The 12,016-nt window shown below is 58.4% G+C and carries 9 protein-coding genes and 1 pseudogene; 5 read left to right on the top strand and 5 right to left on the bottom strand.

The window, feature by feature from the left end; genetic code table 11:
* Positions 1-112: 112 nt before the first annotated feature.
* Positions 113-523: pseudogene (locus tag GS429_RS22470) on the bottom strand (magnesium transporter); the annotation flags it as partial.
* Positions 524-709: 186 nt separating this feature from the next.
* Here GS429_RS22470 and GS429_RS08885 point away from each other — a divergent pair.
* Positions 710-2,245 carry a DUF7289 family protein gene (locus GS429_RS08885; RefSeq protein ID WP_425438197.1) on the top strand — a complete coding sequence of 512 codons (1,536 nt, stop codon included), beginning with the start codon at positions 710-712 and terminating at the stop codon, positions 2,243-2,245.
* Between the two features lie 16 nt (positions 2,246-2,261).
* On the opposite strand, the gene GS429_RS08890 is transcribed toward GS429_RS08885, so the two are convergent.
* A complete protein-coding gene (locus GS429_RS08890; RefSeq protein WP_160064721.1) occupies positions 2,262-2,897 on the bottom strand; it encodes an adenylate kinase in 636 nt (211 codons plus the stop codon).
* Positions 2,898-2,956: 59 nt separating this feature from the next.
* Between GS429_RS08890 and GS429_RS08895 the strand changes: the two genes are divergently transcribed.
* A complete protein-coding gene (locus GS429_RS08895; RefSeq protein ID WP_160064723.1) occupies positions 2,957-3,460 on the top strand; it encodes a DUF7975 family protein in 504 nt (167 codons plus the stop codon).
* Positions 3,461-3,505: 45 nt separating this feature from the next.
* Here GS429_RS08895 and GS429_RS08900 read toward each other — a convergent pair whose 3' ends face one another.
* Positions 3,506-3,799 carry an amphi-Trp domain-containing protein gene (locus tag GS429_RS08900; RefSeq protein WP_160064725.1) on the bottom strand — a complete coding sequence of 98 codons (294 nt, stop codon included), beginning with the start codon at positions 3,797-3,799 and terminating at the stop codon, positions 3,506-3,508.
* Between the two features lie 453 nt (positions 3,800-4,252).
* Between GS429_RS08900 and coxB the strand changes: the two genes are divergently transcribed.
* Positions 4,253-5,293 carry a cytochrome c oxidase subunit II gene (coxB, locus tag GS429_RS08905; protein ID WP_160064727.1) on the top strand — a complete coding sequence of 347 codons (1,041 nt, stop codon included), beginning with the start codon at positions 4,253-4,255 and terminating at the stop codon, positions 5,291-5,293.
* Positions 5,290-7,770 carry a cbb3-type cytochrome c oxidase subunit I gene (locus GS429_RS08910; protein WP_160064729.1) on the top strand — a complete coding sequence of 827 codons (2,481 nt, stop codon included), beginning with the start codon at positions 5,290-5,292 and terminating at the stop codon, positions 7,768-7,770. Before coxB ends, GS429_RS08910 begins: the two co-directional genes overlap by 4 nt.
* A gap of 445 nt (positions 7,771-8,215) precedes the next feature.
* Here the strand turns inward: GS429_RS08910 and GS429_RS08915 are convergent, their stop codons facing one another.
* A complete protein-coding gene (locus GS429_RS08915) occupies positions 8,216-9,907 on the bottom strand; it encodes a S8 family serine peptidase (RefSeq protein WP_160064731.1) in 1,692 nt (563 codons plus the stop codon).
* A gap of 218 nt (positions 9,908-10,125) precedes the next feature.
* Positions 10,126-10,392 (bottom strand): cytochrome C oxidase subunit IV family protein, encoded by a 267-nt coding sequence (locus GS429_RS08920; RefSeq protein ID WP_160064733.1) that lies wholly within the window; start codon positions 10,390-10,392, stop codon positions 10,126-10,128.
* Between the two features lie 121 nt (positions 10,393-10,513).
* Here GS429_RS08920 and GS429_RS08925 point away from each other — a divergent pair, with 121 nt between their 5' ends.
* Positions 10,514-11,917 (top strand): hypothetical protein, encoded by a 1,404-nt coding sequence (locus GS429_RS08925; protein WP_160064735.1) that lies wholly within the window; start codon positions 10,514-10,516, stop codon positions 11,915-11,917.
* Positions 11,918-12,016: the final 99 nt, after the last annotated feature.

Here is a 12,016-nt window from a genome sequence, read left to right on the forward strand (position 1 = left end):
TTTTCCCCTCCGTTCAGATAGACAGGACGAGAACGCGTTCTGATATCTGTCCGTTTCCCTGCCGAAAAGAAAAAACCAAACTGATAACGTGAACAGTGATTGTAGAGCGTCTCTACAACAGTTCGGCCAGTAGGACAGCCGCTAAGCCGAAGTAGATTAGCAGGGCAGTCACGTCCTTGACTGTGGTGATAAGCGGGTCAGAGGCTGCTGCCGGGTCGAACCCGTATTTATTCATGACCCACGGGTGACGTAGCCGACGACGGACGCGACCACACAGACTGACACGTGACCGAAATGACAATGAGTGCTAACTCGAGCGCATACGGCTCGTCCAACTATCAGATGTAGGCCGCTACTCCCCCGATTGGACCGGTGATTAAGCCGATCAGTAGCCCGACGAACCCGTCACGAGAAAAGTAGCACATCACGTTTCTATTCTCGATGTGTCCGAGTGCGAGACCGCGAACGAAATCGTTGATGCCTGTACACCGGTGTTTCCACCCATACGATTGATGACAGGGACTAATAAAGTCCAATAGAGTTGATCGGTGATAAATTGTTTATTGATGTTTTAGGGTTTATTGGTCCCTAATGAGCCAATTCTATGCCCGTCTAGACGATATTATTTCCACATATAGGCCGACATAAACGGTTATGAAGTATTTGATCGAATGACCGTACTAATACAGTGACACTCAATTAAGGGAGTATGAGCGCGCCACGCCGGGACCAGTTACCCATTCCATCACGGAGAGCCCAATCAACTTTGATGGGCCTTGTCCTCCTGATCGGAATGGTCGCAGTCGGCAGCGCCGGAATCTTTCTCGTCGCCGGCGAGACGATCGGCGACGTCGAGCAGGAGACCGAAAACGAACGGATTTCACAGTCGTTCGTCGAGTTGCGACAGTCCCTCGACGGGGTATCTGCTGGGCCGGACACCTCGGGCAATATCAACCTCGATGCCGGAAAGAGTGGAGCCATCGCAAAGGACGAGACGGGCTACATGAAGGTCGAATCCGAGGGCCTCGACGAGGACATCAACCTGACGTTCGGGACCGTCGAGTACGTAAGCGACGACGGGACCAAGATCGCCTACGAGGCCGGCGGCGTGTTCCGCGAGACCGGCTACGAAACGCGCGTCGTCTCCTCGCCGAACATCCAGTACGATCTCGAGACGGAAACCCTCTCGTTGCCCGTCCTCACTGTCACGGGAGACGAACAGCTCGGGTCCGGCGACATTTCGATGGCACACAACGAGACGACGACCTATGCGGAGTCGAGCGTCGTCGAGAACGAAAGTGTCGATATCACGATTAGGAGCGAATACTGGCGCGGCTGGGTCACGTTCTTCGAACAGCAAGCGGGCGACACAACCGTTCGAGATATCGAACAGCTCGATGGAGACGCAGCAAAGGTAACGGTTCGTGTTGGGTATCTCGAGTTCGATGAAGCATTCGAGGGAAGTATGGTCCTCCCAGAAGGGGAAGCCAACATCAGTAGTGGAGGTGGAGGGTCATACGATGATGACGAAATCGTCTCAGGGAGTATTCAAGAACTCGATCCGATAATCAACGAAATGTTGGAAGATGAGAACGTTCCCGAAAATCGTATTGACCCGATCGACGGGTCAGAAAGCGCCTTCGAAAATGGGACGTACTTCACTGAATCAGTTCACCTCGATAATGGTAATGTAGAATTTGATGTCTCAGAAGGCAATATTACACTCCTCGTAAACGAAAGTGTGAAACTGGAACACGGAAATAGAATTCTTGTTACAGGTACAGAAGATAATCCAGAGAATAGCTTAAAGATCTACGTTAGAGAGGATCTGCACGCGAAGGGTGATCTCTGCGTCGATCCCTGCGGAAAAGAAGAAGACGGGGAGGTTAGCGCAGAAAACTTGCAAATATACGGGACTTCGGAAATGCATGGAATGTTTGGGTCTGGGCAGGAAGCCTATCTCGAAGGTATACTATACGCTCCGATCGAAGGTGAGTTTGACGAAGAAAACAAATTTGCAAACTCAAACGCGTGTAGAGACGTTCAGATTTGTTTCCAATCGAATACTGGAAGCGACGGATCAATTGCCGCATCCTCTATTGGGTTACAAGGTGGTCCCGAGATTGCTCACGATCCGGAACTTACTGATGCGGATATCGATCTCTATCCCGAAGAATACGCACTCCCGCCACAGCTGACGTTCCTCAACGTCGCCCATCACGAACTCGAAGTGAGAAACCAATAACCAATAACCGAACCGCTCAGGCCACGTCTTCGATCGTCGCCTTCACGTCCTCCCAGACCTCGTCCGGTGCCTGCTCGCCGTTGACGCGCTCGAGTACACCCTCATCCTCGTAGTATTCGATCACCGGCTCGGTGTTCTCTCGGAACACGCGCAGTCGTTCCTTGACGGTTTCTTCGGTGTCGTCGTCGCGCTGCTCGAGTCGATCCTCAACGTCGGGGTCCTCCGGCGGGTTGTACTCGACGTGATAGATCTCGCCGGTTTCGGGATCCATCCGACGACCGGTGAGCCGATGGACGAGTTCCTCCTCGCCGACATCGAGATAGAGAACGACGTCCAGATCGGTCATATCCTCGAGTTCCTCGGCCTGCTCGAGGTTTCGCGGGTAGCCGTCGAGGACGAAGCCATCGGCCTGGGAGAGCGCTTCGTCGACGATAGCGTTGACGACCTCATCGGGGACGAGTTCGCCCTGATCCATGTATTCTCGGGGGGTGTCGTACTCCGTGTCCATCTCCGAGATATCCATGTCCTTGTTCGCGCGGAGCGCGTCGCCCGTGGTGACGTGTTCGACGTCGAACGCCTCGGTGATCTTTGCACTCTGGGTCCCCTTGCCTGCCCCGGGAGCACCCAGGATCAGAATTCGTGGCTGTGCCATACCGGACTCTTGACCGGCGTCGCATAAAGGCTTAAAGAAACGGGCACATCTACCCTCGTATGACACGATTCGACGCAGCCGATCCTGCGGAGCGACGAAAACTGTACGTCGACGCAATTACGGCCCACCGCCAACGCGGGAGTGGGTTCTTGACTCTCGAGGTGGACGACGAGGTGTTCGCAGATGACAGTGATGGATCGCTCGAAGACGCCCGGGGCGGCGATGAGCGCGAACGAGTCGGCGACGATGGTTCAGGTGCCGACTCAGATCCGGATTCACCGCCGAATCTGGATCCCGACCTTGGGACACCGTGGATCCAGTTCGGGGACGGAACAATCAACCTCGACTGCACCGACGACGAACTCGAGATGCTCAAATCAGTTCTCGGTGAGTTTCCGGCGTTCAAGATTGACGAGATACACCGACCCGAAGACACGGACGGGGTCAACGTACACGTAAGCGCAAAAGCAGACCCGAATCGGATCGCCCAGTGTCTCGACGCGCTGTTCCAGCGGGTGTACGGACTCCCGGAAACGGTTCGGGTGTGGGTCGTCGAGATCTGATGTCGGTGCTCGAGTGCAAGACGTTGACCGAGAAGGCGGAGCGGACTACTCGATGTTGAGCTCGCCGCCGCCGTCGGAGCCACTCTCACCTTCGTCCCACTCGAGTTCGAACTCGAGGCCGAGTTCGCCCGGTCCGTCGGGGGCCGAACTCGAGGTCTCTCGCTCGGCTTTGATCTCGAAGGTCGGCCGTGCGGGTGGCGACATCGTTACCGAGTCGCCGCCGGCCTCGAGCGTGATTTCGCCGCCGCTCTCGAGGCTGTCGGCCACAGTTCGAAGGTAGTCTGCGATCTCGCTCCGTTCCATCTGCCGTTCGAATTTAAAGAGGACCTCTTCTGGCATACCTGAATTTCGGGACGAACGCTATAGAACCTTCCGCTGGTTTGGAACATCTGTTCGAGAGTACGAACCGCGCTCGAGCGACAGCCGCCACGTTGATCGATAGGAGAGACGGGAGATCAGCCCCGCCGATAGAGATCGGACGTTTCTGGGCCGAACACGTTCGATACCGAGTCGTTTTCAGCTCGCTATCTATCCGTTCAAAAACATGAATTCCGGATTCCAGCGATAGAAAAAAGGACCCTCCCTACGAGTAACTGGTGAGGAGTATGAAGGGGGACGATCCGACGCCGCGAGGGAAGCGGATATTCGCCGCGCTAGCGGCACCGAGACGGATGCGTTAGGGGCGTTTCCAAATAGATAAGTGCCCCCGGCCATCATCCTCCGACATATAAGCGGTTTACAAACGAGGTGAATACAATCTACAGCGCACTTACGATCCCGTTGTTAGACGAGATGCGGACGCGTGTGGACGTGTTCGAGAGCATCTTCCTGGTGTTCCTCGGGCTCGGGACACTCGTCGGCATCGTCGTGATCGCATACACAATGTACAACGCGTACAAGTATCGTGACAACGGCGACGCGAAAGACGACGATACGCTCCCGACTGTTGGGGAGTTACCGACAGGTGGAAAGGGCGGCAAAAAACTGTTCCTCTCGTTCGGAATCAGCGCGGTCATCGTTATTTCGCTGGTTGTCTGGACGTACGGAATGCTTCTGTACGTCGAGAATCCAGAGGACGACTTCGAGGAGGAGCCGATCGATGTCGAGGTTGTCGGCGACAGTTTCGCCTGGCACTTCGAGTATGAGAACGGTGTCCAACAGAGTGGAACAATGAACGTGCCTGCAGATCATCCGGTAGCAATTGAGGTGACTGCCGGCGACGTCTGGCACTCCTTCGGGGTCACGGACTTACGCGTGAAAGCGGACGCGATCCCGGGCGAGTACGACGAGACGTGGTTTATCGCGGAAGAAGCCGGTGAACAACACGAGATCGAGTGTTTCGAACTCTGCGGTGATCTCCACTCCGACATGACCGGAACGGTCGAAGTCAACGACATGGACGGAGACGAGTTCGAACAGTGGCTCGACGACCAACTGACGCTCGACATCACGATCGAGACGCACGACGAGGAAGCGATTACGAACGTCACCGACGAGAACATCGAGGTCCAGCTCGTCCACCAGAACAACGACGAGTACGACGCCGACCTCGAGTACACTCGTGATGCCGACGACTTCGACGATGAAGGGACGGTTACTATCGACGAGATCGAGCAAGGTGGCGAGTACGAGTTGCTCATCGAGTTCGAAGACGACGAATTCGACACGATCGAGGACACCGTCGAAGTCACCAGTCCGGCAAGTGAAACCTACACCGTCGGAGATGAAGAAGAAGAGGATGACGACGAAGACGAAAACGGTGACGAAGACGACGACGATGATGAAGAGGAAACGGACGACGATGAGACCGACGACGGAGGTGACGACGAATGAGTGACCTCCCACCAATGACGTCCGTCAAGCGGTGGCTCGTCACGACGAACCACAAGGACGTCGGGATCCTCTATATTGCGACGTCGCTGTTCTTCCTGCTGTTCGGCGGCGTTCTCGCGTTAGTGTTCCGTGCACACCTGTGGGAAGCCGGTGGTACGGGACTGCTTTCGGGGAATGAATTCAATCAGGCCGTCTCGACGCACGGCCTGTTGATGGTGTTCTGGTTCCTCTCACCGATTGCATCCGGGTTTGCGAACTATCTCGTCCCGCTGCAGATCGGTGCGAAGGACCTCGCGTTCCCGCGACTGAACGCGCTGAGCTACTGGTTCTATCTGTTCTCGGGAGTCCTGTTTGCCATCTCGTTCTTCCAGGGTGGCTCGTTCGCCGGCGGATGGACGATGTATGCGCCGCTGAACGTACCGACATACACGCCGGCGATGGAAGCAACGAGCGGGGGCAATGCGGTCGTCCTCGCATTACTGTTGTTCGTGTTCTCGATCACGATCGGGACGGTGAACTTCCTGGTCACGATCCACCGCTCGCGGGCTGAAGGCCTCGGTCTGTGGAACATGCCGATGTTCACCTGGTCGTGGCTGCTGACCGTCTGGATGATGCTGTTCGCATTCGCAGCACTGCTCGCCGCACTGCTGTTACTATCGATCGATCGGCTCTTCCTGACACAGTATTTCGCGACGGAACAGGGGTCGGGCCTGCTGTGGGCACACCTGTTCTGGTTCTTCGGCCATCCGGAGGTGTATATCGTCTTCTTCCCCGCGCTGGGGATCATGTTCGAGACGTTCCAGACGTTTACGGGACGACGACTCGTCGGCCGGAAGTGGGTCATCATCGCGATGGTCCTGGTCGCCGTGCAGTCGTTCCTCGTCTGGATGCACCACATGTTCCTGACGACGATTAATCTCGAGATCAAGACGCTGATGATGGCGACGACGATCGGGATTTCGTTACCGTTCGACCTGATGGTCTTCGCGCTGATCTACACGATGGTCAAGGGGCGGGTCCGGTTTACCACGCCGTTCCTGTTCAGCCTTGGCGCACTCGTGTTGTTCATCCTCGGCGGGATTACCGGGGTCTTCCTCGGTGCCGTCGTGCTCGACTACGAGTTCCGTGGCACCTACTGGGTCGTCGCTCACTTCCACTACGTGATGGTCTCCGGCGTCACTGCCCTGATCGGCGGGCTCTACTACTGGTGGCCGAAGATCTCCGGGAAGATGTACTCCGAGACCCTTGGAAAACTCAACTTCGCGGTCTACTTCATCGGCTTTAACCTGCTGTACTTCCCGATGTTCCTCGCCTGGGAGACGCCACGACGCGTCTTCAACTTCAGCGAAGGGATGCAGTTCTACCATCAGATAGCGACCGTCGGGGCGTTCGTCCTCGGCGCGTCGTTCCTGATCATGATCTACACGTTCGCAAAGAGTTGGGTGTCGGGTCCCGACGCACCCGACAACCCGTGGGAGTTCTCCCGCACTGCAGAATGGGCGATTCCCTCGCCGCCGCCACTCGAGAACTGGGACGGCCGTCCGAGCTACGCGAGCGGCCACCTCGAGTTCGCCAACGACGAGGCTGCAGCCACCGACGGCGGTGTCGCGACCGCCCACGGTGACACTGCGACAGCCCACGAGGAAGAACACGCTGACCACGCCAGCATCTGGCCGCTCGGTATCGGTCTCGGTGCCTTTGTGTTCTTCCTCGGTCTGTCGGGGATTACGCCGTACGTCGTCGACTTCATACAGAGTCAGCCAGGCGATGTCCAACCCGACGGCCTCATGGGAACCGGTGCCGAAGCCAGCATCATCTATCCGGCGTTGGTCCTGGTCGGTATCGCGATCCTCGGGTACACTCTGTTCAAGTTCGGTGTCGAAGAGTTCAACGTCCCGGAGATGTCGGTTGCCGAACGATGGCCGTTCGAGGGCGTCGGTAACACCAAGATGGGTGTCTGGGTGTTCCTGGCCTCTGACGTCGTCGTCTTCGGTGCTGCAATCGGCGCATTCGTCTTCATGCGCCTCCACATGGGTTGGAGCGAATGGACCACCGTTCCGTTCGCCTCCTGGCCCGGCCTGCTGAACACCTACGTGCTGTTGACCTCGAGCTTCACGGTTATCCTCGCGCTGGTCTTCGCCGAGCGCAAGAACAAGCGCGGGCTGCTCGGCGCGATGAGCGCGACGCTCTTGCTGGGACTGACGTTCATGGCCGTCAAGGCCTACGAATACGGCGTGAAGTTCTCCGAGGGTGAGTACTGGTGGTACGGCATCGAGTACTCCATCTACTTCGTCACGACCGGCCTCCACGCACTCCACGTGATCCTCGGCCTGCTCATCGCCGTCTTCATGATCTACCGGATCCTGAGCGTCGATGCGTATCTCGAGGACCACCGACCAGTCGAGTTCTTCGGACTCTACTGGCACTTCGTCGACATCGTGTGGGTCATCCTGTTCCCGCTGTTCTACCTGATGTAGCGGCCACCCGCTACACGGGTTTCGGTTTCGGAAAGATTCGTTTTGACACAGATCGCTCGAGTGGTACCTGTGCGGTAGTGGCGTCTGTGAGTCTTGTGGACCACCGAATGCTGCTCCGTGAATTGTAACCGCCGTCCGCCAGCTGGTGTCTTCCCAGCGAAGCGCACAGGGACCAAGCCGGATCGGATGAAAGCCGTTGCTACCCATGTCTCTGTTTGCTATCGCAGTTCCGTCTCGACGAGGAAGACGACCCTCGACTGCTGGTTCGAAGCGAAGAGAAGACGGGAAAAACGATCGCATAGCTCACCGGCGTGCAGGGCACGTCGACGAGAGGCGAGACGGGCCAGTAGGGACCTGACTACTTCGAGAACGATTCAAGGACGATTCGGCCCAGTGTCCGGCTTCAGAAACGGAGACGACAACGAACGCCACAATGGCTCAGTAGTCAGTCTCGAGCGAGGGATCGAGCGACGAGTAGCGCACTGAAACTCACGGCGACGACGATGGTCGAAACGATACCAGCGACCAGCCCGCTAAACGGCGGGGAGCCGCGAGTGTCCGTCGTCGTTTCCACCGATTCGTCGGCAGTGATTTGGGTCCCGCCCCGTGTTTCGACGAGGGCGTCTGTGGCGGCGCTGGCATCGACGATACCGTGTCCGTAGCGGATGTCCATCGTCGACGTCTCGGTCGCTTGAGCGACTTCAGAGGGGGTCCAGGCGGTTTCGTACAGCGTCGTCGTTATCTCCTCAGGAGTGGCATCCGGAACGATCGACAGCATCAGCGCGATCGTTCCCGAAACGTGAGGCGTCGCCATCGACGTTCCCGGCATGGATCGATAGCCGCCGTCCGGAACGGCACTCGTAACGCCGACGCCGTGAGAAACGACGTTCGGAACGGCGTACGATGACGGCCACGATTCCGGGGCGTTTCGCCAGTCAGTTCGGTTGAGCTGTTGCCCGCCCGAGAACGGGGCAACCGCGCCGCTCCCGTTGACGGCGCCAACACTGAGCGCGTCGTAGACGTTCGCGGGCGAGCCCGACGTTTTTGCCCCCTCGTTTCCGACCGCCGCGACGACGACGACACCGCTATCGACGGCGTTTCGGACCGGGGCGATCAGCGCTTCGTGCGTGCCAGTCGCTCCGAAACTCATACTGATGACGTCGGCGTCTTCCTCGAGTGCCCACTCCATGCCGGCGACGATTTGTGCGAACGATCCGCTCGTTTCGTTTAAGACAAGGCCGTGGAGCAGTTCGACGTCGGGGGCGACGCCGATCTGCGTTCCGCTCGCTGCACCGCCGGCAACCGTACCGCTGACGTGGGTTCCGTGCGTGCCGGAATCGTACGGCGTTGCCCCCTCGATTCGATCGCCTGTCTCGTTGAACGCCGCCCAGCCGCCGGGGTACGTCGGATCGGAGGAGTCCTCGGTATGAAGGTCGAGATCCGGGTGGGAAGCGTCGATTCCGGTGTCTAATACCGCCACCCGTACGCCGGCCCCACGCGTCTCGTACGTATCCCAGACGTCGGGTGCGTTCAGCTGTTTAATCCCCTGCGTGGTTCGGTGATCGGAGTTGTCCGTCTCCGTCCCGTCCGCCGACTCCGGTTGCACACGCTTCGTCTCGGTTGCCGACGGCGCTCCGGGAACGGTGAGTTCGAAGTTCTCGTGAACTCGTTCAACCCCTTCGATCTCCTGGACGGCCTCGAGTGACACGCGGTCGATATCGACCTCGAGCAACACCGCATTGGTGAGCCAGAACGCCGATTCGGTGCTGATACCGCGGGTATCGGCCGCGTACTCGAGGAGCGGTTCCTGTGTGTCCTCGGCGTGGTCCACCAACTGTTGTTCGGTCTCAGCCGCACTTACAGCAGCGGGGACTGTCGCTTCCTTGAGTCGGACGACCACTTCGACCGTTCCGTCGGTCGTCTCGATCGTGTCGTCGATATCGGTCGGATCGATGCCGAAGTCCTGTGAGTTAGCGTGGCCCTGGCCGGATGTGACAGTGTCGTTGCCGACGGTGGTCTCGAAGCTACCGGTTGCAGCGAACGCAGGACCGGCGAGTGCCGTCGTCAACAGCAGACAAACGATCGCGATACAGAGGGTGCGAGAGAGTCCGCTCGCACTCGCCCGGTGAGCCGCCATGATACGTCCACTCTGTAGTCACCGAATAAAGAGATTCTGGAGCGAAAGTGAGTTCACTCGAGTTGTATGTTCGCCTCGAGGCCGTTTCTGTTTATCAGACGCGTTGCTATCGACAAAAGACACCAAACCGGTGGGCCGAGGAACCCGTTCGCTGGGCTCTAAACACTCGAGTACACTGAGAACTGACAGGACTGTGCCGCAAAACGAGAGCGAAGCGCTTACTGGATCGAATAGCCCGCCGCGATAGTCAGCAGGAAGACCATGAACACGGCGATCCCCATCATGTAGGTGATCGCTCGTGGTTCTTCGAGCAAGTGCTGATAGTAGCCTGCGATTAGCAACGACTTCGCGACTGCCAAGATGATCGTCCCAGCCATTGCCATCTGGTACGTGAAGATGTCGTCGAAGGTGAAGAAGACGAATTTCCCCGTACCCAACGCCAGCAGTACGACGTATATGAGGGTGTATGTCCGAACGTCAGCCATTGGTGTACAATGCGGATGACGGCCACTTATACCTTCCTCATATGATCGATGCGATCCCGTCGATATCGGTACTATCGCACGAAACAACACCTAGATGGCGACGCGGAATAACGATCCAGCAATGAGTGGACGGTCAGCCCAATATCGCCGAACTGGGCTCGTCATCGTACTCGCGGTACTGACACTCACAGTCGGGTCCGGGATCGTTGCGGCGAGTAACGTCGCGGCCGGCCTTTCAGAGCGGAGTGTCGGGATACCGATCCCGCTGTGGCTCGTCCTCGCAACGGGCAGCGTCTTCGTCGCAGCCTCGGCGCTGCTGACGCCGTTCGGAGGCGGTCACGGGCGTGCCGAACGCTTTCACCACCGGACGGTCGGTCTCCACGTGGACCGCCTCCGGCGTGTCGGGTCGCTCGTTCTCGGCGTACTCGGACTGGCCGCGCTCGCGTTCATCGTCACCGTCGGCCTCGTCGGCCCGCAGATCGGCTCCTTCAGCGCCGCCGTACTGGTGACGTTCGTCGTCGGCCGCGCACTGTTGACGATCGTCGCGTACACCGTCGGCAACCCGTGGTACGCCCTCAACCCGTGGCGTCGGATCGCGACACGTCTTCCCAACGGCTACGTCTCGTATCCCGATCGGCTCGGTTCCTGGCCCGCCGTCGGAGCGCTGCTTGTACTCGTCTGGCTCGAGTTAGTCCTCCCGGTAAGCAGCTCTCCACGGATGCTCGTGACCGTCATACTCGCCTATTCGACATTCACGATTGGCGGCGCAGTCGCCGTCGGCCCCGACACGTGGTTCCGGAACGCCGACCCGATCTCGGTCTGGTTTCGCCTCTACGGTGCCTTAGCACCCGTTGGGCGAACCGAAGACGGACTCGAGCTACGGTATCCCGGCGCGAGAGTTCGCGACGACGACGTCGTTACCGACGTTTCTGCCGCGGCGTTCGTGCTCGCACTCGTCTGGTCGGTGACCTACAGCGGGCTCATCGTCACGAGGCCCGGCATTCGAACCGTCGAGGCACTGGTCGGTATCGGACTGGCGCCAGAACTCGTCTATTTCGGGTTGTTGGTGGTCGGGTTCGCACTCTTCTTGACGGTGTACTGGGCTGCCGTCGTCAGCACTCGACGGCGAACTGAGACGCGCCTTTCTCGTCGAGACGTCGCGGTCCGGTTTGCACCGCCCCTGCTCGCAATCGCGGCCGGAGCGCACTTTGCTCACTACGTCGGGTTCACAATTTCGCTGTGGCCGTCGCTGATCGATACGCTGATCGCTCCGTTCAACCCCCCAGAGAACCCGAACCAGTACCTTCTCCCAGCGTGGTTCGGCTTCGTCGAAATCGCGGGCATCCTGTGCGGACACGTCCTCGCTGTGTGGCTCTCGTACGCCGTCTCGCTCGAGTGCGCTGCTGGCAAACAGTGGACGATCCGTACTCTACTCCCCGTCCTCACCCTTATCGCCTGTCTGACGCTGGTGAGTCTGGCCCTCGTTTCGCTCCCTCCTACGGAAGCGGTGTACGTTACGAACTGATTTCCGGTCCGCCTCGTTCGAGGATCAGTGAAGTGACGCCAGTCGGCACCGCGTTCTGGTGGCGTCTACAACACTGGCTCTTCTGCCAAGAGAAGTCAA

The organism is Natronorubrum halalkaliphilum (assembly GCF_009834785.1).
Classification (GTDB): domain Archaea; phylum Halobacteriota; class Halobacteria; order Halobacteriales; family Natrialbaceae; genus Natronorubrum; species Natronorubrum halalkaliphilum.